This window comes from Paenibacillus sp. F4, from assembly GCF_002894905.1.
GTDB classification, from domain to species: Bacteria; Bacillota; Bacilli; order Paenibacillales; family Paenibacillaceae; genus Paenibacillus; species Paenibacillus polymyxa_B.
In genome coordinates this window covers 89,664-114,201 of sequence record NZ_POVS01000011.1, presented here as the reverse complement: position 1 = coordinate 114,201, position 24,538 = coordinate 89,664, and the positions used below count along the sequence as shown (strand labels likewise).

Below are 24,538 nucleotides of genomic sequence, written 5' to 3'. Positions count from 1 at the left end.
GAAAAAGCCGTGAATTTGTTGATTTTCGAGCAATATCGTATGATAGAACATAATATTTCCTGCTTGAGATAGCAAAAGGAGACGAAGACGATGGCAGTAACCATCAAAGATGTCGCAAAACGTGCTAATGTTGCTACTTCCACCGTATCCCGTGTCATTCAAGACAGCCCCAAAATCAGCGAAGCGACCAAGGCACGTGTCCGTAAAGAAATGAAGGCGCTTGGCTATGAACCCAACTATTCAGCTCAGAGTCTGGCTAACCGTGTCACACAGTCAATTGGCATCATTATGCCTGAATCGGATGTGGCAATCTTTCAAAATCCGTTCTTTCCAGAAAGCCTTCGCGGGATCAGCGAATGGGTAAATGAGCACAACTATACACTGTCCATTGTCACAGGAAAAACGAGCGATGAATTGCTATCCCGCGTGAAGCTGATGACCCGGACCGGGCGTGTTGACGGCTATATTGTTCTGTACTCCAAGCAAAAAGATAGCATTGTGGAGTACCTTCATAAAGAAAAAATACCTTACACCGTAATCGGTAAGCCTCAGCAATTTGTCAGTGAAACCACCCATGTAGACAATGATAACTACCAGGCTGCCAAGGATGTGGTCACTTATTTGACTGGGCTGAATCATCAGCACATTGCTTATGTTGGCGGTGATCATGAACACATCGTGAATATTGAAAGACTCCGAGGCTACCAGGATGCGTTGCGAGAGGCAGGCTTGCCTTTACCCAAGGAATACGTGGTCAGGGAGCCATTTAATCTGGAGGACATGCGCACATTATTGCAGGCCACCCCGCCGCCTACCGCGATGATCGTTAGCGACGACCTTGTAGCCATGGCTGTACAGAAAATGCTTTCTCAGCTAGGCGTGTCCATGCCAGAGCAGTTATCCATGGTGAGCTTCAATAATCTAATGCTAGCTGAGCTGATGAATCCCCCTCTGACTTCCGTGGATATTGATATCTTCACTCTAGGTTATCAGGCAGCCAAAAGCCTGATTGAAAAAATCGAGGACCCCAAGGAATTGACCAAACATATCATTGTTCCCCACCGAATCGTGGAGCGCAAATCCAGCCAATTACTATGATTCTTAGCGAAATGAACAAGAACTGATTTTGTGGAAACCCATAAAATCAGTTTTTTTGCGTTGACAGGGCAAACGGTTGCACTATATACTGAACTCGCTCATATATTGGTTTCGTTAAAACAACGATCTCATTTTCCGAGAGGGGTACGCAATCATGGTTTACAACCGATTATTTGACGTAGATAGCTGGAAGCTGACAACACACACTCTACATAGCACACACATGCGATTACAGGAAAGCATAACGTCCATAGGCAACGGTTATATGGGCATGCGCGGCAATTTTGAAGAAGCTTATTCAGGTGATCATCATCAGGGAACTTATATCTCCGGTGTATGGTTCCCCGACAAAACAAAGGTCGGCTGGTGGAAAAACGGCTATCCTGAATATTTTGGCAAGGTCATCAATGCCATGAACTTCATCGGCATCCGTCTGATCGTAAACCAAGAGGAAGTAGACTTATTTACGGCACACATCAGCGATTTTGTGCAGGAGTTGGACATGAAACAGGGGATCCTGCGACGCACCTGCACCGTGAACGATCAGGTTCGTATCACTACGGAGCGTTTCCTGAGCATCACCACTCGTGAGCTATGCCTGATTGATTACCAAGCAACGAACATAAGCGAGCAGCCTCTAACCATAGAGCTTGTCCCTTATTTGGACGGCAATACGAAGAATGAAGACACGAACTATGACGAGGTTTTTTGGTTGGAGGAAGCCCGAGAGGTTCAAGAACAATTCATCAGCCTGTCCACAACAACTATAGATAATCCCTTCGGTATTCCGCGCTTTACCGTAAACGCTACCATGGGTATTGTGACCGAGGGACAGGATCAGCAGACGACGGAAGAGAGCTTTTTGTATGCTGCACGCCACTATCAATACAGCGTCGATCCGGGCGACAGTATCCAGCTGCAAAAAATTGTGGCGGTTACCACCTCACGGGATATGGAAAAGGATGCACTGATTCCACAAGCTGAACGCATCGCTGTGGAGGCTGTGAACAAAGGCTACACCTCCCTCAAGCAGGAGCATGTCGCAGCTTGGGCCCGACGTTGGGACAAAGCAGATGTAGAAATCGAGGGAGATACAGAGGCCCAGCAGGGAATACGCTTTAACATTTTTCAGCTGTTCTCTACGTACTACGGCGAAGATGCCCGTCTGAACATTGGTCCCAAGGGCTTTACAGGTGAAAAATATGGCGGTGCCACCTATTGGGATACAGAAGCATATGCCGTGCCTATGTACCTGGCGCTTGCAGACCCGGACGTAACGCGAAATCTGCTGCTGTACCGTCACCAACAACTAGAGGGTGCCAAGCATAACGCAGCCCAGCAAGGGCTACGGGGTGCACTATACCCTATGGTCACTTTTACAGGTGTGGAGTGCCATAACGAATGGGAGATTACCTTTGAGGAAATCCACCGTAACGGGGCCATTGCGTATGCCATTTATAATTACACCAACTATACGGGGGACTCCTCCTACCTTCATCAGTACGGCATAGATGTACTGGTCGAAATTAGCCGCTTCTGGGCCGACCGGGTTCACTTTTCCAAAAGCCAGCAGCAGTATATGATTCACGGGGTTACCGGGCCGAACGAATACGAAAATAACGTCAATAACAACTGGTATACCAACACGCTGGCTGCATGGGTTTTGAAATATACATTATCGGTCTTACCTCAAATTTCAGCAGAAAAATCGATGCATCTAGCGGTTACGGCTGATGAGCTTGCACATTGGCAGGATATCATCACTCACATGTATTATCCCTATGATGAGGAGCGGGAAGTCTTCGTACAGCACGATACCTTTATGGATAAGGATTTGCAGCCTGTATCCTCCCTTGATCCCAGCAACCTTCCACTAAATCAGAAATGGTCATGGGATAAAATCCTTCGTTCCTGCTTCATTAAGCAGGCAGATGTGCTGCAAGGACTGTATTTCTTTGGAGACCAGTTCACGCTGGAAGAAAAAGCGCGCAATTTTGCATTTTACGAGCCAATGACTGTTCATGAATCCAGTCTGTCCCCGTCCATTCATGCCGTGCTGGCTGCCGAACTCAAAATGGAGGAAAAGGCAGTCGAGATGTATAAGCGAACGGCCCGTCTGGATCTAGATAACTACAATAACGATACCGAAGACGGACTTCATATCACTTCCATGACAGGAAGCTGGCTGGCGATTGTACAGGGATTTGCCGGGATGAGAACGTATCGTGAAACATTAAGCTTCTCCCCCTTCCTGCCTCAAGGTTGGAACAAATATACGTTTAAAATCAACTATCGCGGTCGCTTGTTAAGTATTCTCGTACAGGAAAATGAAGTGATCATTACCCTGTTGGACGGGGAACCGCTGACGCTGGAGTTGTATGGAGAGCCAACGCACATTACCAGTGGGCAGTCGTTAATGACGAACAGCGTTTCATAAATCGGGCAGATAGGGGGGAAACCAAATGAAAGCAGTCATTTTTGATCTGGACGGAGTCATTACAGATACCGCAGAATATCATTTTCAGGCATGGGGCAGCTTGGCGGCAGCGTTAGGCATTCCTTTTGATCGGGAATTTAATGAACAGTTAAAAGGAATCAGCCGTACGGAATCGCTCGACAAAATACTGGCGCGCGGTAACCTATCCGATAAGTTTTCAGAAGAAGGCAAGCAAGAACTGGCCACACGGAAAAATACGGAGTATCAGCGGCTCATTTCAGCTGTAACTCCCTCGGACATTCTTCCAGGCATTAAAGCGCTTCTGACAGAACTTCGTGAAGCCCGAATCGGCATCGCGCTGGCCTCTGCAAGCAAAAATGCAGCGTTTATCCTGGAGCGACTGGAGCTAGCGTACTATTTTGACAGTGTGGTGGATGTTACCGCCATTCGGCATGGCAAGCCTGACCCGGAAATTTTCCTCACCGGAGCCGCAAATTTGGGTGTTCAGCCTGCCGATTGTATCGGTATAGAGGACGCACAGGCTGGCATACAGGCGATCAAGGGTGCCGGGATGTTTGCGGTCGGTGTAGGAACACCTTCGCAAATGCAAGGTGCGGATATCGTGGTAGCCACTACTGCCGAGCTTTCTCTGAGCATGTTGGAGGCACATTTCTACGAGTTCAAAAAGTAACCTCCACTCGGAGTAGTTTATATGGCGTTATCACGGGGATAGAGCACCCTCGCCTCATATGTATGACCAACGACGGACACCACTGGTGTTCGTTTTTGTTTACATATACTCAAAAAAACTCCCTCTGTCTCTCGCGTCTTCAGCTCCTCCATCGTCGAACACGTTAGATTACCATTCCATGAATATTTATCACCATTTTACACATATTACATGTATATCGTGATTTAAGCTTTTGAAGGAGGACGAGTCATGGCAAGATCACTCGAGGAGAAATTGGACCATCTAAAAAAGACCCTGGGTCATCTTCCTGATGTCGTCTTCAAAAAGATGGATGTGGGGCAAACGGGAGTTCATGTAGCTATGGTCTATCTCTCTGGCATCGCGGATACAAGTATGATTAACGAACAAATCGTTAAGCCGCTCATTTTGACTGGAATCCGTGAAAACCACTCCCAAGTTAATCCGCAAAAACTGAAGGAAGAACTGGTACAGCAGACGGCTTTTACGATCGATATGAAAGAAGGAACAGACCTTGAGGCGTGCGTAATTGAAGTATTATCGGGAAATACTTGTCTGCTGATCGAAGGAACCGATGAAGCCTTCTTTGCTTCTACAGGCAAGTTTCCTCAGCGAAGTGTCAAGGAACCAAGCACCGAGATTTTGGTGAGGGGACCGAGGGAAGGTTTTATCGAAGATTTGGAAAGCAACCTGGCAATGGTAAGGCGGCACATCAAAGATATCAGTTTTAAAATAGATAAAATAACTATAGGAAGAAGATCTTCCCGAAAATTAGCGATCTTGTACATATCGGATATCGCAAATCCGGAGCTGGTTCAGGAAGTGAAGCGAAGAGTCGAAACGATTGATGTGGACGATGCTTCCGATACCGGGATTATTGAACAATGGATCGAGGAACATTCGTGGTCTCCGTTCCCTCAGATTCAAGCCTCTGAACGCTCGGATAAAGCTATAGCTGCTTTAATGTCTGGAAGAGTTGTCATTATGCTTGATGGCACGCCTTTTGTTTTGATCGCTCCCATGACCTTCTGGATGCTGGCCCAATCCCCAGAGGATTATTACGAGCGATTTCCATTAGGAACATTTTTTCGTATGCTTCGTTTAACGGCTCTGTTCATTGCAACATTCCTGCCTTCGCTGTACGTTGCACTTATTTCTTTCCATCCTGGATTAATCCCGCCTGAGCTGGTGATGTCTATCGCTGCCTCAAGGGAAGGAATTCCTTTTCCCGTTTTTGTGGAAGCTCTAATTATGGAAGTGGCATTGGAAATATTGCGCGAGGCCAGTCTGCGGCTACCCAAAGGGATAGGACAGGTCATCGGTATTGTAGGCGGTCTTGTTATTGGACAAGCAGCTGTTGAGGCCGCGGTCGTAAGTGCTTTCCTGATTATTATCGTGGGCCTCACCGCAATTGCATCCTTTGCAAGCCCGCAGTACAGCGGAAGTATTGGAATTCGCCTTCTTCGTTTCCCCATTATGATGATTGCAGGGATTTATGGGCTGTATGGCGTGATTTTATCCTTTATTTTTTTGGGTGTGCACATGGTCCAGATCAAAAGTTTTGGAGTTTCTTACATGTCACCTCTAGCCCCAATTCGGCTAAGAGATCAACAAGATACTTTAATTCGGGCTCCTTTTAAATACCTCAAAAAGCGTCCTATGATGCTAAAGACACAGGACGAAACACAATCTAATAGGAAAAGGAAGTAAGCCTATGATCGCTTTCATCTATCTGTCTCGTCGAATCCTATGGGTACAAAAATGCGTTGCCGTATGGATCGCATGTGCTCTCCTCACCGGTTGTTGGGACAGCAGAGAAATCGATAACTTGAGTATCATCCAGGGCGTCGCCATTGATACGGATCAGCAGGATTTGCTGGAACTTACCTACCAGCATTTAATAGCGCAGAAATCCAAAAAAAATATGTATAGCAACGTAACAACCTTTAACAAAAATTCCATTCAGACTGCTTCCAGGGAACAGGCAAAGCTAGTGTCCCGTGCTCCCTTATATAGTTTTATTCGCTTAATTTTGATTAGTGACCAAGCTTTACAAAAAACAAGAATCGACCAATTGTTAGATACGTTTACCCGTTCCTATAAACCGAGTCGAAAATCACTTGTTATGATCGTAAAGGGCAGTGCGAAAGAAGCGCTCAATAAGATCGGCAAACATAAAGAGATACCTTCCATTGACCTTGAAGCATTGGCTAAAAATAGCGATTTCAACTCCAAAATACCTCATAAAATAACATTAGGAGAAATTTCCACCCATATTTCACAAAGAGCTGACTTCGTCATTCAATGCCTAGAAACCAATGAGGGCAACCACTTCTCAGGCGCAGCCTTGGTCAGCGGCAAAACGAAGAAATTGGCTAATTGGCTAGATGAAGAGGAAGTCATCGGGATCAACTGGATGCTGGGAAAAACGCGGGGTTCAATTATTAAAACAGAGGACCCGAAGTCGGAACAATCCATGGTCTTTGAAGTTGAGGATGCCCACAGCAAACTTATCCCCCACCTCAACGGACAGGATCTTTCCTTTACGGTTCGTATTAAAACAAACATTAAATTAAATGAAAACTTGGATATTTATGCCGATCTCTTGAAGGAACCGTTCATTCGAACCGCTAAAGAAGCGGCGCAAGAAGAAATCAAACAGACAGTATCCCAATCGTTAAACACGCTTCAAAAAAAAATGAGATCAGATGTAGTCGGTTTCGGCACAAAGGTAAAAGTGAACTATCCCGCTTACTGGGATCGGGTAAAGGAAAATTGGCAAGATACATTCAGTCAAATACCGATCGACGTTCAGGCTGAAGTACAGATTGACCGAACAGGTGCTTATACAAAAGGAGAGGGAGCGTAATGTCCAACATACCTTCCATGAAACAGGAAAAAATCTCTACCCTTCAAGCCTTACTTACAGTCACTTCGACCGTGTATGCTGTGGGAATTGTCAGTTTACCAAGAACCATCGCGGAGAAGACTCAAACGCCCGACGTGTGGCAGGGACTCTTGCTGGCAAGTCTGCTTGGGGTAGGCGTCGTTTTTATCAACGTTAAATTGTGCCAGATATTTCCAGGGAAGACGTTCTATGAGCTCAATCCTGTGATTGCAGGTAAATTTATCGGTCTTCTCATCAATATTGCATTTATTGTACACTGCACGATGATCTGCTCTCTTGTATGCAGAATGATGGCGGAATTCCTCAAAGGCCTTGCATTGGAAAGAACGCCATTAAGCATGATTCTCTTGCCGTTTCTTCTGCTTATTGGGTATTTGACCTGGGGCGGTCTCCATGCAATGGTTCGATTGGTCGAGCTTTTTTTTCCTTTAACCCTTATTGTTTTTTTATTGTTGATCATCCTCAATATCAATCATTTTAATCTTGATAATTTGCGCCCTGTTTTCCATAAAGGATGGCATCCGATCTTCGAATCTCTTAAGGTTATACCTTTCTCGACAATAGGTTTTGAATCCCTCCTTATATTAACTAATGTGATGGTCAATCCACAAAAAGCATGGAAGGCAGGGTGGATTGGCTACTCGATTGCAATGGGTTTGTATCTCTTGATGGTAACGATGGTCGTTGGCTGTATGTCGGTTGAGGAAGTTTCCCGATTGCAATGGCCGGTCGTTTCTTTTGCACAGCAAATTGAATTCCCCGGCTCGTTCCTGGAACGGTTTGAAATATTATTTATCATTTTGTGGACGATCAAAATTTTTATGACCGCCGCAAATTATTATTTCTATATGGTAGCCGGAATCAGCCAACTCACCCAAAAGTGGAACAGGTTTATCTGCTTTCTCCCGTTAATTTTAATATTTTCCCTGAGCATGTATCCCCAAAGCTTTATTGAGATAGGAAATTTCGATACAATATCGGGTTATTTTGGAATTATTATGGGCGCAGCAGTACCCTTGGTGCTTCTTATTATCTCCATGGTCTTCCACCGAAAAGGCAATCCGGATGGCAAACAGTAAGGGGATTCCCCCCAAAAATTTGCTGATAATTCATGCCCCCTTACGTTATAACGTAAGGGACTTTTTACTTTCCCCAACATGTTATTCTTCGAAACTTCCCATCTGCTCCCTCCACCTCAATTTACGTGCGCGAACTGTTATAATAGAAGAGTTAAGCAGTCATCGGATTAACTATTTTCTCTTAGGAGACTAATGCATATGAAACCAACCTATCTTATGGATGATATACAGTGGCAACAACTTATTCAAAACGTGGCTGACCATTTTAATGATGTGACGATCAAACGAGGTTTCCAGTATTTTAAGCAAGGAAAGGTAAAAGAATTCGCAATGCCTGATGCCGACCATATTGCGGCTGTCGTGGATGGAAGCGAGCTATACGAGGTGGATCTCCATTTGAGCGCTTTTGCTGCCAGCAGATGTACGTGCCCGGTTCACACCAACTGCAAGCATATGATCGCCGTATTACTGAATTACGCAAATGAACAGGAACGTTCTGTACATGCTTTAGTGAACGCTCATTCGGCGGGATTCACCCGATTGGCGGCAAAAGCTGATACGCGTAACACACCTCCTTCCCGGTCGAATCTTTCACCGGATCACAAGGAAACAACCAGAAAAGCTCTCATTAAAACAGCAAGCAAAATACCGGACATGCCCATTTCAGAGTGGCATGATCTGTTCGATCAGTGTATCGCCCTTAACCATGTGAACACACAAAATTCCCAATATGTCCAAAGCGCTTTAGCCTCGATCTATGCTGTGAAGCCGCCGCTTTCACCCGGCATGCAACAGCTATACGGACTGCATGCTCATCTGCGTGTGCTGGAAAAGCTGGTACCTCAGTCTCCCATGTCGGGCTATCCCTCTCATACCTATATGGGGTACTACACGCAAATTGCTGCCGATGAGCTTAAAGAAGCGATCGAGCGTGATTTTGAGAGTCCACCGGAGCTGACCGATGAACCGATGCAAGAAGCCCGTATGGCAGAAACCTTAGCCTATTTACGCCGAAAAATGCTGACAGAATCGCGTAACGGTACTTATTTTTCAGACGCGTATTATCAGTTTTGGCTGCACTGGGTACATCCCGAAAGTCAGGACTCCAGCATATATACGGAGGAGTTACAGCATTTACAGGCGGCTGAGGAGGAGCTCGGCACAACCTTAGCAAGACTTCCGTGGATGTTGGCTCGCAGCTGGATGCATATTTTCCAATCACATGATAACGAAGCCTGGGCACTGCTTCAGGAGGCGGAACGAGCTTTTCCACTAAAAATTTCTTCCAGTCAATTACTTTTGTTCTTACAGGCGTTGCGTAAAGCCGAGGATTGGGCACGTCTCAAGGACGGACTGCGGCATATCGGCCCCCTGCTTCACAGTCATCGGGATGACCATTTACAAGATTATATACATGATTGGGATCTGGTTTTGCAGCACCTTCCAGAAGCGGAGCAGGACATGTGGGACACACTGGTGGGTATGCTTCCATTTGCCGGGGGAATGTATGAAGAGGCGCTGCTTGCTCACGAAAAATGGCGGTCATGGATCGACTATCAGCTAAGCATACGCAGTGAACCTTTGAGCTTTCGGGTGAGTGTGTTGCAGCCCATTGAAAAGAACGCGCCTGAGTTACTACTGCCCTTTTACCATCAAGCGGTAGAACGCTATGTGCTAGAAAAAAACAGGGCCAGCTATAAAGCAGCAGTCAAGCTGTTAAAGCGGCTGTTCAAGCTGTACAAGAAAATGAAGCAAGAATCACGCTGGGAGCTGTTCTTTACGACCTTCACCAGCCGTCATAGCCGCCTGCGGGCGCTACAGGAGGAATTGCGGAAAGGGAAATTGTTATCATGAATCAATATACCGAAACGATTACCGTTCATATCCAATTAACTACCTATGGGGACGCGCTGATCTATGGCGATTCCTCCATGAACTATAGCATTTCCGGCCAAATTCTGAAGCAGCGTTTGTTTGCTTGGCATGAGGCTTCGTTTTATGGCACCGAGCTGGAGATTCAACATGTTCAAGACACGGATATTATCCTGCTGCCCTCGGAGCAAGTGATTCCTTTTCTGGCAGAGTGCGAGCTTCTGAAGCATATCGAATGGATCTGGGACGAGGCCCATGCCCCGTGGCTTCGGCTGATCCCTTTACTTGCTCACTGTATTGAAACGAAAGCATATGTGCCCAGCTTGACGGCGTTCCAGGTGGGGAAGCTGCAATGGAAGTGGGATGCGGAAGCACTGGAAAACATTCAACCGGCAGAGCTTGCTTTGCTAGGCAGCTTGGAGAAGGACGAGCAGGAAGGGCTGATAGCGGCGTTCTCGGCCGCCGTGTTCCAGCGCTGGTACGGCACCGAAGCGGAAGCCGCCGATTTGCGAAGAGAATATCCAATTCTCTTCGCCCCCAATCGCCCGACGGCGGGTCTGGACGCGCGGGCCTGGCTCATCGCCATCGGCTGGAAAGCCGATACCGCGCCCTTTCGGCCACTTCTGCAACTGCTGGAGCCAGAGCTGGAGGACGACGAGCCCTCCTGGCGGCTCAAGCTTGTGTTGCAGGATAAACAGGACCCGGCGTTGCTGGTGTCTATACAGCTCGCCGATGATGGGTACGCATCCGGCTCATGGCCCGATGCCTGGACAGCACATGTCCGTGAGCGCTCAGCCGGGTGGCTAGAAGGCTTGACCTCGATTTTGCCCGCCGGGCAGCGTGCCGGAAGCCGCGATGACGTGCTGAATCGCCCGCTCTCCGACGAAGCGGCGTGGCAATTCTTGACGACCGACAGCCAACGTTTGCTGGAAAGCGGTTGGCAGGTGCTGCTCCCGGCTTGGTGGGAGGCAGCCACCCGCAAGAAGCCAAAGCTGCGGGCCAAGGTACGCCCGGGCGAAGGGGCGGGAGAGCGCACGAAGGGCAGCTCGCTGTTCGGACTGGACTCGATTGTCCAGTTCGATTGGCGTGTTGCCATCGGCGATGCCGATCTGAGCGAGTCAGAATTCGCCGAGCTGGTCGCTCGCAACGAGCGCTTGGTGCGCTTCCGCGGGCAATGGATCGCGCTCGATCCCGCGCTGCTAGCGCAGATTCGCCGGGCCATGGCCGGGATCGACAGTGCTCAGGGATTGTCCTTTCAGGACATCCTGCAGCTACATCTGCTCGGCAACGCCGACGAGTCTGAGGGCGACGCCTCGGGCGAGCAGCCGGAGGATGCGGCACGCTTCCGACTGGAAGTCGAGCTGAATGCCCATCTGCTGAAGCTGATCAGCCAGCTCGGACGGCAGTCGGAATGGCCTGCATTGGACGTGCCGGACGGGCTGCAAGCGGAGCTGCGAACGTATCAGCGGGACGGGTATGCATGGCTTGCCTTTTTACGGCGTTTTGGACTGGGTGCCTGTCTGGCCGATGACATGGGACTCGGTAAAACAGTGCAGTTTATTACTTATTTACTTCACCTACAGGATATTGCCGCCGAGACGGGCGTCCGCTCCAGTTCGCTGCTGATTTGCCCGACTTCGGTGCTGGGCAACTGGCAGAAGGAACTCAGCCGCTTCGCCCCTTCATTGAAGGTGATGCTGCACTATGGAAGCAAGCGGGAGCAGGGAGACTTGTTCCGCGAAGAAGTCGAGCAGGCCGATGTCATCCTGACCTCCTTCGCTACGGCAACCCTGGATCAAGAGCTGCTACAAAGCATGACTTGGGATTCAGTCTGCCTGGATGAAGCGCAGAATATTAAAAATGCGCAAACCAAGCAATCCACAGCCGTGCGTAGCTTTCCTGCACGGCATCGGATTGCGTTAACCGGGACACCAATTGAAAATCGCTTATCCGAGCTATGGTCCATTTATGATTTTATCAATCCAGATTATCTGGGCAGCTCACGCGCCTTTAGCAATCGCTTCATTAATGCTATTGAGAAGGAACATAACGAGCAACGCACGATAGATTTGCAAAAGCTGGTTCAGCCCTTCATGCTGCGGCGCAAAAAGAAGGACCCTGCTATACAGCTTGATTTGCCTGACAAGAATGAGATGAAAACCTACATTCACCTAACCTCTGAACAGGGCGCGCTCTATGACCAGATTGTCAAAGAGTTGATGGAACGGATGCAGAAGCTGGAAGGGATTGAACGGAAAGGAGCCATTTTATCCGCCCTTACCCAGTTGAAGCAGCTTTGTGACCATCCTGCCCTCTTAACGAAGGAGGCGCTCCCAGATACCGCGGCTTCCGGTTATAGTCAGTCTGATCTTGAAGCGGTCATTAGCCGTTCATCCAAGCTGGAGCGCATTCTAGCTATGGTCAAGGAACTGCGAGAGGAGGGCGAGCGCTGCCTTATTTTTACACAGTATATTGGTATGGGTCAGATGCTCCAACGGGTACTCGCTCAGGAGCTGCAAGAGCCTGTGCTCTATCTGAACGGTAGCACATCCAAAACTGCGCGTGACCGAATGATTGATCAATTCCAATCTCACACGCTCCCCCCTGCCGAGCAGCCTTCCGTGTTTATTTTGTCGCTCAAAGCCGGGGGGGTGGGTCTGAATCTGACGGCCGCCAACCACGTCTTTCACTTTGATCGCTGGTGGAACCCAGCTGTTGAAAATCAGGCCACAGACCGCGCCTACCGGATGGGGCAAACGAAGGATGTACAGGTGCACAAATTTATCTCGCTGGGCACGCTTGAGGAACGCATTGATGAAATGCTGGAGAGCAAGCAGCAGCTTAGCGACCAAATCATAACCAGTACCGAGGGCTGGATTACTGAGCTGTCTACAGACGCGTTAAAAGACCTCTTTACGCTACGACGCGATTGGGCATAAGGAGGTCCCAAATCGAACTATAATGTACATGGAATGCCATTTTGAGTTCGATATATACCTATTTTTAAGAAGTCGTAGTTTATAACACAGTCCAAAACTCCTTTGTGTGCATTTACTATCTCATCACAACAAAGGAGTTGATTTGAAGTGGCCATTCGTCCTCCACAAACATTGAAATCTACGGGCAGGAAGGTTCCTGTTACGAGATATCGCAATGTGAGTCCAACACAAACCCTGCGCCGATTTACGGTCATCTGGGCTAACACAAACGGTGTTCCTTTTAACACAACCGGATTTTTTGCTATACTCCGGCGTCTAGATGGAAGCTTTGTGCAAGCTGCAGGCTTCGATGGTTTTGGTACTGCCCGATTCAGCAGAGTCCGTACACCTACGAACCAGGCTTTTATTCTGCGTACCTTTAGAGACGATGGAACGCTATTCCGGGTTAGAACCGTACCTGCTGGCGTGTCCTCGTTTGTCGTTATCGGTTAAGTTCGTACCGAACACAACCTTAACGTGGGTAACCAAAAAAGCAGCCAGAAACAGAGCATATCTGTCCTAGCTGCTTTTTTATATGGCCTACCTATTCGGAATCTTCTTCCACTATTGCATTTTTTGTAACGGACGTATTGTACACCGTTTTGAGCCAGTTTTCACTCGACCAGTTCAGCTTGCCTGCACCCGCTCCATCCTTGGCCTGCAATTGAGCAACCAGGTTAGCAGGGTCTTCGGCTGTATAGCTGTATGGCAACGTTGTGAACCCATTCCAAGAGAAGCTCTTGGCCTTCGCAGGATAAGGGGCTAACGGGCTATTCGCCTCGTCACTGCCTCCTCTGAATACGGTACCGTTATCCGAAAGGATAACGTCTTCGGCCTTGATTTTACCTGTGTAATCCGCTTTGTTAGGATCTTTTTGATTATTTCGCACTGGAGAAAACACATCAATTAAATAAGACTTTTCTAGCAATACCGCGCCGTTTTCTGTTGAAATTGCACCATTACCCACGACATCAAAATGGTATCCTTTTGCGGCAATTGCTTTAGCCATGTCAGAAGTAATTCTTTTTTTGGCTCTGGCCAATCCGGCATCGTCCATAACGATGTTATATGCATGAGCATTACCAGCACGCAGACGAGGCATGCGATCCTGAATATCCAGGTAGTAATTATGATGCAGCGTCACCTCCAGGTCTGCATTGTCGGAAGCCATTTCCGTAGCACCGATCAGATGAGCCTTCTTTTGTCCTGCTGCAATATCAATGATATCTTCTTTACTCATACCTACTGCACTGCTTCTCAGATACGCGTACATAGGATAGGAAGACTTGTCTGCTTCCATCGCGTTGACTTGTTGGGTTACCCAGCTGTTGGAGCTGCGGTCATCTCCTTTGAACAAGGACCAGGAAATCGTAACTCCGTTACTGCCTTTTTTCACATCTACCAAGCCATCATAGGCTTTGTTAAATGTACAGTGGTCGATCCATACCTTGGAACTTGTACCTTCGATGGTAACATAATCCCAGTCATTCTTATCATAGTTCCCTTTGGTTGCTTCATCCCACTCCCAAAGCTCATCAAATTCGAGGTTACGGAAAATCAAATTAGAGCTTCTTTTGATGACAAAGCCAGCATGTTTGATCTTAGCGCCATTGGCAGAGAAAATCGTAACCCCATTCATATTTTCGATATAGACTTTGCTCACACCTGTCTTTTTCAGAACAGGATGCGTCTGTACAGGATTGTTGGCACTAAAAGGCATTACTTTGGCAGCACTAGGAATTTCATTCCAACCGAGATCAAGATCGTTCATAATCTCAATCACTTTAACTTTGCTGCCTTTCTTCAGTGCTTCGTTGAGATCTACAGCGTTGTAAACCTTTTTGTAGTTGGCATCTGTATCTGCAATGTTGCCACCACCTGTATTACCATACGAAAAGCCAGTCAAATTATAGTTATTTTTGGAGGTTACATCAGGGTCCACTCCAGGAGTCGGTTGTTCTGTACCTGGTGTTGGTTTCACAGGCAATGTTCCTGGATCTACCTCAGAAGAAGCACCGGATACAATCACATTATCGAATTCGGCAGCTGCTTTGGAGGTTACCAAACCGATGGCTCCAGCAGTGAGGCTGGTGTCTGTTGCGGACAGCTCCAATTGATCATTGACATACATTTTGATTTCCGAACCGGATAGTTCCAGCTTGACTCTGTACCATATATTCGTGTCCAGTTTGTAATTCTTGTTGGTAGCCAGTGTCTTCATAGAGCCGTTTACCTTTTTACGAATTTCAAGAGCTCCGCCCTTCTTGTTGTACAACGTAGCCGCATAGAAGTTGTTGGAATCTGTGTATCTACCTGCAACGTAGACTCGATTGGAGCCATTAAAATCATTTACATATACATCTGCTTGCACGCTATAGTTCGTCCATGAGGCATTACCTTTGACGGAATGGCTTTCGCTTCGACTAGATTGTTGGTATGTAGAACCATTCTCACCCTTGACCACAGACCAGTTCCCCGAACCCGCGGTCCAGCCTTGAGCTTCTCCTTGCTCGAAATCATCACTTATCTGTAAATTCCCATCTGCATGTGCATGACCTAGCAACGGTAAGGATAAAGACAGTAGCAACGTACTGCTTAACATTACACTTGCACATTTTTTTAACAAACTCGACTTCATATAACAGTCCCCTTCTCGATTAGATTCATGAATACTAAAGCAAAGGTTGCACCGTTCATCGGGCACGATATGCCCCAACGGTATATAACGTACTGATGAAGGGAATAATGTCCCAACACCAATGAGGGCCCCAATCGCTATACTCCAATAATTATAGGCATTTAAATAAATATTAAAATATGTCTAATTACTTATCTTTTGTCTTAATTTTTCTATTAATTTTGCATCCTGTTTCGCGAACACGCCAAATGCTGTTTCATAAAATCACAAAAAACGATATTTTTTTATTTTTGAATAAGACATACAGTTGTCATATTGGGAATGGTACATATAAAGGGGTGAGTATCATCCATATCATTTAAAGGAGCGATGAGATGTCCAGCTACGACTACGCTTCCAAATTGGAATTAAAAGAAGCCATTCATACCTCCTACTTACGATTTGACGGTGAGTTCCAGGAGATCGACGAGAGCCAAAAGGATATTCGTATCCCCGAAGTAGATAAAACACCCGCAGAAATGATCGCCTACCAGCTCGGATGGCTTCATCTTGTCATGGCATGGGACAGGGACGAACGGGAAGGAAAAACCGTCATCATGCCCGCCCCCAATTATAAGTGGAATAGACTAGGTGAACTATATCAATCATTTTACAAGACCTACTCCCACCAATCTTTACGTGAATTACGCGATATGTTCAAGTTGACTGAGCAAAAGTGGCTGGATTGGATCGACACACTTAGCCATGAAGAGCTCTTCACTCAAGGCGTTCACAACTGGACGGGTACTAATCCGAACTGGCCCATGGCAAGATGGATTCACATCAACTCGGTGGCACCGTTTAAAACATTCAGAGCCAAGATACGGAAATGGAAGAAATACAAAGTTCAACAGTGATGAAAAAAAGTGTGCATTGTGCTACAATACTTGAGTTGTATCGGGATACATTTAGGGAAGGGTAAGTGAAACGCCATGCTTATTATTGGTATTGCCGGCGGTACAGGTTCCGGTAAATCGACGGTAGCACGCGCCGTCGTTGAGCGTCTGGGATCTAATAAAGTGACTTTCATATCTCAGGATAACTATTATAAAGACCATTCACATCTGAGTTATGATGAACGTGCTTTGGTCAATTATGATCATCCGTTTGCCTTTGACAACGAATTGCTTATTGAGCATCTCCAATGTCTGAAAAAAGGACAAGCGACACAAGCGCCAGTGTATGACTTTACGGTTCATGCACGCTCCACGGACGAGACGGTAGAGCTTCTGCCAAATCATATCGTCATGTTGGAGGGTCTGCACGTACTGTCAGACGAAAAGCTCCGCAGCTTGCTTGACATCAAAGTATTTGTGGATACTGACCCTGATGTGCGCATTCTCCGTCGGGTTCTTCGCGATATTGAGGAACGCGGCCGCACCATCCATTCGATCCACGATCACTATTTGACTACGGTTAAGCCGATGCATGAGGCATTTATTGAGCCTTCCAAGAAATACGCAGACCTGATCCTTCCTGAGGGAGGACACAATGAGGTTGGTATTCAACTGCTGTCTATTTTGACTGAGAAATATTTAGCAGGAGATCGGACATGGGGTACTGTATAAGGTAATCCCGGTTGTTTAGGCTGTCGAGATTTTCTCGGCTGCCTTTTTTGTTGTTTTATATGCCATTTGGACTAAATTTTTTTGGAATCCCCGTGTGGTTTATGTTAGCATGTAAAGATTAAATGCTTTAGATTTAAGCTAAGTTGGAAGCGTTGTCAAATATGTGCCTCAAATGATATGACGTCCACGTGATGGAGGTCTTTTTTGAATCAGGATTTTTGCAAATCCTCGAATAGGTATAATTACGGAGAGTGCTGCCATGAATGAGCTATGCAACATTTTGATTGTGGATGATGAGATATTAGTACGGCAAGGGATTAAACACCACTTGTCGTGGGAACAGTATGGATTTCGAATTGTAGGTGAAGCTTCTAACGGGAAAGAAGCATTGGAGCTAATTGAAACCTTGCGCCCTCATATAGTCATTACAGATATCGTAATGCCGATCATGGATGGCGAGGAGCTGACGCGCATAGTCAGACAGAACTATCCAGATATCGAAGTCATTGTACTTAGCAGTTACGGCGAGTTTAATTACGTGCGATCCACCTTTCAGCAAGGGGTTGCTGACTATATTTTAAAGCCCAAGCTGGACACGGATGAGCTGCTCCAGGTGCTCCAGAGAACCGCTCGCAAAATTCCATCCATTCAATATCAAGCAAATGCCGGGAATAGTCAAATTACGATAGATCATGTGATCGAAAAGCTGATCTCCGGGTATAGCATGGACTATGACGCCGAGCTGCTGAAGCAAGCATTTCCTTATGCCCGTTTTGCGCTCATAGGTATAGAACAGCTGGCACAGCAGGATAAAGGGCGCTCCATCTCTGCCTCGGACCTATTTTCCAAGCTTACAGATCGAGTATCCTCTGCCTGTGAGTACATCGTACTGCGACAACTGCCGTCTGATGTCTATGCGGCTGTGTTTTTAGCCAATCTTGATCCACGGGAAGTAGACGCCTGGATGGCTGCGGTTAGGGAAGTTGCTCAGGAGACAAAGCGAGTCGATCCACAGACAGGCTGGGCAGTTAGCCATTTATTTGATGAGTTCAATCAGATTAGTGACGTCTATCAGGATGAACTGCCAAAACTGCTGAGTTACCGCTTTTATTTCCCAGGAACAGCGCTGTTAATAGAAGACGAACTCCCTCAGCCTGTACAAGTGAACAGCTCGTTTAACTTAAAACAATTTACAGAAGAGATGAAGCGTGAGCATTTTGATACAGCTTTTCAGGATTTGAGATCCTATGTAGCCGCCATGTCCGGCAACTATACCTCTACCGCTTTTGAATTCAAATCGCTTCTCGGAAATATCGTGTTCAACATTACGATTTTGCTCGGGAATCAGGGGTATGATATGAAGGAGCTGGATGCGGCGAAATATTCCTATTTCAAAACTATTAATGATGCCCCTCATGTACATGAAGCCGTGCGCCTTCTGGAGACTTTTTTGGAGGAAGCGAACAGACAGATCATGGCTAAAACACAGCAAGGAAGTAGTGCAAGCATGAAAAAACTGCTGGAGTATATTGAGGAGCATCATGCTGAAACACTCAATTTGACGACACTTGGGCAATATTTTCACTTTAACCCTTCCTACTTGTCCAGTTATTTTACGGCACACCATACAGAAGGTTTTAGCGAGTATCTCAACAAAATTCGGGTTGAAAAAGCCGCAGAGTTACTACGGTCGGGGACGATGTCCATTTCGGATATTAGCAGCACGGTAGGCTATTCGGACCCCAGCTATTTTACCAAAGTGTTCAAAAAAGTGAAGGGTTACTCGCCCAGTCAGTACCGCCGGGAGCATCTCTATTAGAGAGTAAGCCACATCTGCCAGTAGAAAAGAGATTGATATGAAAAGATATATCCATAAGATCAAATATCAAGGTCTGTTCTTCAAAATCTTTATTGTTATGGTGGTCAGCATCACTGCGGTGTCCTTGCTGACCTCTTTGGTGACGATTCGGATGTCTGAACGACTTTTTGCTGAGACATTCAGTATTACAAATGCCAAGGTACTCAGCCAGATTCAATCCAGCTTTGAATCCTTCAATGATTCTATCGTGAATGCCGTAACCCATGCTTCGGAAAATGGAACGGTCAAGAACTATCTGACTGGCGGTCAATCTGACTCGATTAACTCGGCGAGGATTTACTTCGGAATGGCACAGCAAATGAAGCAAATTAAATCGAACGTCGATGCCTATGATGTCGGTGTCGCTGTAACAGGTCTGAACGGCCGGAGCTTTTACTCCGACTCGTCCTATTGGCCTGTAACTGCGGAAGAGCTTAAGAGCAGTGCGATTACAGCCCGAAGTGTAGCACGACCGGCACAGCTTATGTATCAATTGGATACTGAATTGTTTCAGCAACAAATGAATAGTACCGCGCAAAAGCCAACACCCTATATCATCGCCTCCAAACCATTTATGGAGCGGACCAGCGGCACCCTGTACGGCATGATCTACATCGCTATCCGAGAGCCTGAATTTCGCCGTTTCTACAACAATTTCACGAGCAACGGCAATGATGTGCTTATTTTGGACAAGTCGGGATTAATTGTATCGAGCAACCGCCAGGACCTGATCGGACAACGCTCCAGTGAGCTGCTAGGCTATGCCACAAAAATCAATGAACAGGGACTTAACTACATTAATGCGGATGTGATGAATAAGGAGAGTATCCTCCTTTCCAACTATATCCCTTCATTTGATTTTTATCTGGTGAACATGATTGACAGACAAGCCGCCATTGGGCAAATTATAGACGTTAAATCCGTTGTATGGATCTGCATTGCCATCGTACTGATTGCTTTGGTGATCGTTTTTCTCATATCCCGTCGACTGATTCGTTCGCTGACTCGACTGGTGAAGCAAATGTCGACCATACGCGAGAAAAATTTTGATAATTATATCCCGGTAACGGGCAGCTATGAGGTTAGACAATTAAGTCATGCTTACAACTACATGCTGGATGAACTAAATGACTATATCCGTAAGCTTTTAGAGACGCAAAAGGGTCAACGGAACGCAGAGCTTGCTGCACTACAACGGCAGATCAATCCGCATTTTCTGTACAATACACTGGCTTCGATCAAAATGCTGGTGCTCAAAGGAAACAAGGAAACAGCCGCCGAGACGATCAATGCACTCATTTCCTTACTGCAAAATACAATCAGTAATGTGAGTGAAACGATCACCATCGAGCAGGAAATGGCCAACATGCAAAATTATGTGTTCATTAACCATGTGCGCTACGGGCAGCGGGTACAAGTGAATTATTTTGTATCACCCGATTGTCTGGAGTACCATGTGCCCAAGCTCATCATTCAGCCTTTTATTGAAAACTCTTTCTTCCATGCGTTTAATGAAAAAAATGTAGGGCACATCTATATATTGGTGTCCAAAACGGAGGATACATTGATCTGTGAGGTGGTTGATGATGGAGACGGTATGGATTTGGACGGGCATACGGCGCAGGACGGACTGCCGAATCCCAAGAGCAAGCGTCAACTGTTCACAGGCATCGGCATCCAGAATGTGCACAACCGCATTACCCTTTTATATGGAGAAGAATACGGCGTGACCATCTCCAGTAAAAAAGGCGAAGGCACCAAAGTAAGAATGACCCTCCCACTGATCGTAAAACCCGCCCCTCCTACCCCATAAAAAATATAGGCTGAACTAAACAAAGAAGGTGGAACAAGAACGGAGTGGGCGGAATGGTGCTGTACAAGCGTAGCGGTCGCCTTTGTATCCGGATTTCAACCTTATATAATTTGAATAAAGAAATCTGGATACAACAGCGATGGGAAGCACCATCCGGCCGCGCAGTGGCGCTTCGTGAACAACTTTAATTCAACCTAAAAAAAGTACCTAAACCAAAACAAAATACAAATGTAAGCGGTACCTTTTTTGATAAATCATAATAATAAGACCAATCCGTATAAAGATATTCCTAACGCCGACAAAGTATGGATGGTACACTAGATTTATAAATAAGGTAACCGCTTTCATTCAAGAGGTTTAGAACTAGCAAGCAACATATAAAAAAAGAGTAGGGGTTGAACAAAATGAAAAAAATGACTTTCCTTCTGCTGATTGCAAGCTTGATCTTGCTATCCGCATGCTCCAGCAATTCCGAGAAAGCAGCTACTACCACAGATTCAAGCAAAAAAGAAATCACCGTCTGGGCTTGGGACCCGAACTTTAATATCGCAGCCCTGAAGCTGGCAAAAGATCGCTACGTTGCCAAACATCCAGATGTAACCGTAAACATTGTTGAATATGCTCAAAACGATATCGTACAAAAAATGAATGCCGGTCTTAACTCCGGATCTACCAAAGGACTGCCAAACGTGGTTCTGATCGAGGATTATCGGGCACAGAACTTCCTGCAAGCCTATCCCGATTCTTTCCATGATATGAGCAGCACGATCAAAGCATCCGACTTCGCTGATTATAAAATCGGACCGACTAGCTACAACGGCAAGCAATACGGTGTTCCATTCGACTCCGGTGTTATGGGACTGTATGTAAGAACGGATTATTTGGAACAAGCCGGCTACAAAGTAGCAGACCTGACCAACATTGATTGGGACAAATTCATTGAAATCGGTAAAGCCGTAAAACAAAAAACAGGCAAAGAAATGCTGACTCAAGATCCGAATGACCTCGGTCTGATCCGTGGTATGATCCAAACTGCAGGTTCATGGTACCTGAAAGAAGACGGTAAAACACCAAACCTGGCTGGTAATCCAGCTCTGAAAGAAGCGCTCTTGACGTACAAATCCTTGTTCGACGCCAACATTGTTAAAATGAATGCCGACTGGAGTCAGTTCCTAGCCGCATTCAACAGCGGTGCAGTTGCTTCCGTACCTACAGGTAACTGGATTACACCTTCGATCAAAGCAGAAGCTTCGCAATCGGGTAAATGGGCCGTTGTTCCTTTCCCTAAGCTGAAAAATATACCTGAATCCGTGAATGCTTCCAGCCTCGGCGGCAGCTCCTGGTATGTCCTTAACTCGGACGGTCAAGATACCGCTGCCGATTTCCTGAAAGAGACATTCGGAACAGATCAAGAACTGTATCAAGATATGCTGAGCAAAATTGGAATTGTTGGTTCATTGAACGCAGCTTCCAGCGGTAAAGCTTATGACGTGGAAGATCCGTACTTCGGTGGCGACAAAGTATACAAGAAATTTGCAGAATGGACTAAACAAGTTCCAAAAGTCAATTATGGCCTGCACACGTATGCCATTGAGGATATCATGACCGTTGAAATTCAAAACTATCTGAACGGAAAAGATGTAGATGCAGTTCTGAAAGATGCTCAAGGACAGGCGGAAGCACAGCTTAAATAAGACAGTCCATCTAGCCAAGGCTAAACAATAAAACGATAAGCACTTAAAACCTTGGGCTTGCGAGTTCAAGGTTTTATTGCTGCACAGGGAGTTGACATGGTATGAAGACAGCCGCGCCCAAAATAACTACAACACGTCTCAAAGCAGGTATGACAGGATGGTTGTTCATATCCATCGCAGTGATCATGATCGCCGCTTTTTATTTCTATCCGATGATTCAGGCGCTTATCTTGTCCTTTAAGACAGGTACAGGGTCTAATCTGAGCTTTAACGGCATTGATAACTACAAGCGACTCTTCACCGATAAAATGTTTATAACCGCCGTGAAGAATACGTTTATCTATTTAATTTTCCAGGTACCTTTGATGGTCATTCTGGCTCTGTTCATTTCGGTATTGTTGAATGATAAAAACCTGAAATTCAAGGGCTTTTTCCGCACAGCTATCTTCTTGCCGTGTATCACATCCCTTGTAGCATATTCGGTTGTCTTCAAGTACTTGTTCTCGTCCGACGGTCTGGTAAACTCCTTATTGCTGAATCTGCACGTGATTGGCACGCCCATCCAATGGATTACAGATCCTTTCTGGGCCAAGGTTACGATTATTATCGCGATCACATGGCGCTGGACTGGTTATAATATGATCTTTTATCTGTCCGGTCTTCAGAACATTGACAGTTCCATCTACGAAGCGGCCCGTATTGACGGAGCTTCCCCGATCCGACAGTTTTTCAGCATTACGGTTCCACTGCTTAAGCCGATTATCCTGTTCACTTCGATTACATCAACAATTGGTACACTCCAACTCTTCGATGAAATTATGAATATTACCAAGGGTGGGCCAGGGAACGCGACATCTTCAATTTCGCAATATATTTACAACCTGTCCTTCAAATATTCATCCGACTTTGGTTATGCGGCGACCGTATCTTATTCCATCGTCATTATGATCATTATCTTGTCGATTATCCAGTTCAAAGTGGCAGGTGAGAAAAAATGATGAAAACAAAAAGAGCATTTACGTACGCCTTTCTGATCATTGTGTCGTTCGTTTCGATTTTCCCGTTCCTCTGGATGCTATCCAGTTCCACGAACCTGTCGGTCGATGTGACTAAAGGCAAGCTTCTGCCTGGCTCCCATTTGATGGATAACATGCACAATTTGCTTGAAAAAGTAGACATCGTTACCGCACTAAGTAACTCTGCAAAAGTCTCCATCTCAACTACGCTGCTGGCTATGCTAATCGCATCACTGGCCGGTTATGGCTTTGAAATTTACAGAAGTAAAGCGAAAGACGTTGTCTTCAATATCCTGCTGATGTCTATGATGATTCCGTTTGCGGCGATCATGATCCCGCTCTACCGGATGTTCGGCAGCATTTCTAATGTCATACCGTGGATCGGTATTGATACACTCTCTTCTGTCGTCATTCCGACCGTAACTACGGCGTTCCTGATCTTCTTTTTCCGTCAAAGCACCAAGATGTTTCCAAAGGATCTACTGGAAGCAGGTCGTATGGATGGATTATCCGAGCTGGGTCTGTTCTTCCGGGTGTATATGCCTACGATGAAAACAACCTATGCCGCTGCCGCGATCATCACATTCATGTCCAGCTGGAACAACTACCTCTGGCCTCTGATTGTGCTGCAAACGCCGGAGAATCAAACGATTCCGCTGTTGATCTCGAACCTCGGCTCCAGCTATGCACCGGATTACGGTGTCATCATGATCGCCATTGTCCTGTCCACACTACCGACTGCACTGGTATTCTTCCTGATGCAGAAACACTTTGTAGCGGGCATGGTGGGTTCGGTAAAATAACAGATTTCTGTGTACGTTCTTCATTTCA

Annotated in this window: 17 protein-coding genes; 16 read left to right on the top strand and 1 reads right to left on the bottom strand. The window is 46.3% G+C overall.

Annotated elements, in window-relative coordinates:
* Nucleotides 1-90 precede the first annotated feature (90 nt).
* The 9 genes from C1T21_RS11990 (at nt 91) to C1T21_RS11950 (ending at nt 13,534) form a co-directional block, all read left to right on the top strand.
* The gene (locus C1T21_RS11990) at nt 91-1,098 is read left to right on the top strand and encodes a LacI family DNA-binding transcriptional regulator (protein ID WP_103048414.1); all 1,008 of its coding nucleotides are present in this window, start codon (nt 91-93) and stop codon (nt 1,096-1,098) included.
* A gap of 154 nt (nt 1,099-1,252) precedes the next feature.
* Nucleotides 1,253-3,535, top strand: a complete 2,283-nt coding sequence (locus tag C1T21_RS11985; protein WP_103048413.1) for a glycoside hydrolase family 65 protein — start codon at nt 1,253-1,255, stop codon at nt 3,533-3,535.
* A 25-nt stretch (nt 3,536-3,560) separates the two neighbouring features.
* Nucleotides 3,561-4,226 carry a beta-phosphoglucomutase gene (gene pgmB / locus C1T21_RS11980; protein WP_103048412.1) on the top strand — a complete coding sequence of 222 codons (666 nt, stop codon included), beginning with the start codon at nt 3,561-3,563 and terminating at the stop codon, nt 4,224-4,226.
* Nucleotides 4,227-4,475: 249 nt separating this feature from the next.
* On the top strand, nt 4,476-5,954 hold the full coding sequence (locus C1T21_RS11975) for a spore germination protein (RefSeq protein ID WP_103048411.1): 1,479 nt from the start codon (nt 4,476-4,478) through the stop codon (nt 5,952-5,954).
* Nucleotides 5,955-5,958: 4 nt separating this feature from the next.
* On the top strand, nt 5,959-7,113 hold the full coding sequence (locus C1T21_RS11970) for a Ger(x)C family spore germination protein (protein WP_103048410.1): 1,155 nt from the start codon (nt 5,959-5,961) through the stop codon (nt 7,111-7,113).
* Between the two features lie 17 nt (nt 7,114-7,130).
* Nucleotides 7,131-8,231, top strand: coding sequence for a GerAB/ArcD/ProY family transporter (locus C1T21_RS11965; RefSeq protein WP_258012437.1), 1,101 nt, complete (start codon nt 7,131-7,133; stop codon nt 8,229-8,231).
* Between the two features lie 198 nt (nt 8,232-8,429).
* On the top strand, nt 8,430-10,085 hold the full coding sequence (locus tag C1T21_RS11960) for an SWIM zinc finger family protein (RefSeq protein WP_103048408.1): 1,656 nt from the start codon (nt 8,430-8,432) through the stop codon (nt 10,083-10,085).
* Nucleotides 10,082-13,042: a DEAD/DEAH box helicase gene (locus C1T21_RS11955; protein ID WP_103048407.1), complete on the top strand. Its 2,961-nt coding sequence runs from the start codon at nt 10,082-10,084 to the stop codon at nt 13,040-13,042. The genes C1T21_RS11960 and C1T21_RS11955 overlap by 4 nt, the downstream gene beginning before the upstream one ends.
* A gap of 147 nt (nt 13,043-13,189) precedes the next feature.
* Entirely contained in the window at nt 13,190-13,534 is a 345-nt protein-coding gene (locus C1T21_RS11950; protein ID WP_023986544.1) for a hypothetical protein, read from the top strand.
* 91 nt (nt 13,535-13,625) lie between these two features.
* Here the strand turns inward: C1T21_RS11950 and C1T21_RS11945 are convergent, their stop codons facing one another.
* Nucleotides 13,626-15,719, bottom strand: coding sequence for a pectate lyase family protein (locus C1T21_RS11945; RefSeq protein WP_103048406.1), 2,094 nt, complete (start codon nt 15,717-15,719; stop codon nt 13,626-13,628).
* Nucleotides 15,720-16,093: 374 nt separating this feature from the next.
* On the opposite strand from C1T21_RS11945, the gene C1T21_RS11940 reads away from it, so the two are divergent.
* From C1T21_RS11940 to C1T21_RS11910, 7 genes are all read left to right on the top strand, one after another.
* Nucleotides 16,094-16,615: a ClbS/DfsB family four-helix bundle protein gene (locus C1T21_RS11940; RefSeq protein ID WP_103048405.1), complete on the top strand. Its 522-nt coding sequence runs from the start codon at nt 16,094-16,096 to the stop codon at nt 16,613-16,615.
* Nucleotides 16,616-16,690: 75 nt separating this feature from the next.
* A complete protein-coding gene (gene udk / locus C1T21_RS11935) occupies nt 16,691-17,326 on the top strand; it encodes a uridine kinase (protein ID WP_013308305.1) in 636 nt (211 codons plus the stop codon).
* Nucleotides 17,327-17,585: 259 nt separating this feature from the next.
* Nucleotides 17,586-19,145: a response regulator transcription factor gene (locus C1T21_RS11930; RefSeq protein WP_103048404.1), complete on the top strand. Its 1,560-nt coding sequence runs from the start codon at nt 17,586-17,588 to the stop codon at nt 19,143-19,145.
* A 37-nt stretch (nt 19,146-19,182) separates the two neighbouring features.
* Nucleotides 19,183-20,997: a cache domain-containing sensor histidine kinase gene (locus tag C1T21_RS11925; RefSeq protein WP_103048403.1), complete on the top strand. Its 1,815-nt coding sequence runs from the start codon at nt 19,183-19,185 to the stop codon at nt 20,995-20,997.
* A 404-nt stretch (nt 20,998-21,401) separates the two neighbouring features.
* On the top strand, nt 21,402-22,691 hold the full coding sequence (locus tag C1T21_RS11920) for an ABC transporter substrate-binding protein (RefSeq protein ID WP_103048402.1): 1,290 nt from the start codon (nt 21,402-21,404) through the stop codon (nt 22,689-22,691).
* 101 nt (nt 22,692-22,792) lie between these two features.
* A complete protein-coding gene (locus tag C1T21_RS11915; protein ID WP_013308301.1) occupies nt 22,793-23,689 on the top strand; it encodes a carbohydrate ABC transporter permease in 897 nt (298 codons plus the stop codon).
* Complete coding sequence (locus tag C1T21_RS11910) at nt 23,686-24,510, top strand: carbohydrate ABC transporter permease (RefSeq protein WP_025722097.1); 825 nt, start codon at nt 23,686-23,688, stop codon at nt 24,508-24,510. Before C1T21_RS11915 ends, C1T21_RS11910 begins: the two co-directional genes overlap by 4 nt.
* Nucleotides 24,511-24,538: the final 28 nt, after the last annotated feature.

Bases quoted from the DNA above. Each gene is read 5' to 3' on its own strand.
- C1T21_RS11990 (WP_103048414.1), top strand. From the start codon at position 91: ATGGCAGTAACCATCAAAGATGTCGCAAAACGTGCTAATGTTGCTACT.
- C1T21_RS11985 (WP_103048413.1), top strand. From the start codon at position 1,253: ATGGTTTACAACCGATTATTTGACGTAGATAGCTGGAAGCTGACAACA.
- pgmB (WP_103048412.1), top strand. From the start codon at position 3,561: ATGAAAGCAGTCATTTTTGATCTGGACGGAGTCATTACAGATACCGCA.
- C1T21_RS11975 (WP_103048411.1), top strand. From the start codon at position 4,476: ATGGCAAGATCACTCGAGGAGAAATTGGACCATCTAAAAAAGACCCTG.
- C1T21_RS11970 (WP_103048410.1), top strand. From the start codon at position 5,959: ATGATCGCTTTCATCTATCTGTCTCGTCGAATCCTATGGGTACAAAAA.
- C1T21_RS11965 (WP_258012437.1), top strand. From the start codon at position 7,131: ATGAAACAGGAAAAAATCTCTACCCTTCAAGCCTTACTTACAGTCACT.
- C1T21_RS11960 (WP_103048408.1), top strand. From the start codon at position 8,430: ATGAAACCAACCTATCTTATGGATGATATACAGTGGCAACAACTTATT.
- C1T21_RS11955 (WP_103048407.1), top strand. From the start codon at position 10,082: ATGAATCAATATACCGAAACGATTACCGTTCATATCCAATTAACTACC.
- C1T21_RS11945 (WP_103048406.1), bottom strand. From the start codon at position 15,719: ATGAAGTCGAGTTTGTTAAAAAAATGTGCAAGTGTAATGTTAAGCAGT.
- C1T21_RS11940 (WP_103048405.1), top strand. From the start codon at position 16,094: ATGTCCAGCTACGACTACGCTTCCAAATTGGAATTAAAAGAAGCCATT.
- udk (WP_013308305.1), top strand. From the start codon at position 16,691: ATGCTTATTATTGGTATTGCCGGCGGTACAGGTTCCGGTAAATCGACG.
- C1T21_RS11930 (WP_103048404.1), top strand. From the start codon at position 17,586: ATGAATGAGCTATGCAACATTTTGATTGTGGATGATGAGATATTAGTA.
- C1T21_RS11925 (WP_103048403.1), top strand. From the start codon at position 19,183: ATGAAAAGATATATCCATAAGATCAAATATCAAGGTCTGTTCTTCAAA.
- C1T21_RS11920 (WP_103048402.1), top strand. From the start codon at position 21,402: ATGAAAAAAATGACTTTCCTTCTGCTGATTGCAAGCTTGATCTTGCTA.
- C1T21_RS11915 (WP_013308301.1), top strand. From the start codon at position 22,793: ATGAAGACAGCCGCGCCCAAAATAACTACAACACGTCTCAAAGCAGGT.
- C1T21_RS11910 (WP_025722097.1), top strand. From the start codon at position 23,686: ATGATGAAAACAAAAAGAGCATTTACGTACGCCTTTCTGATCATTGTG.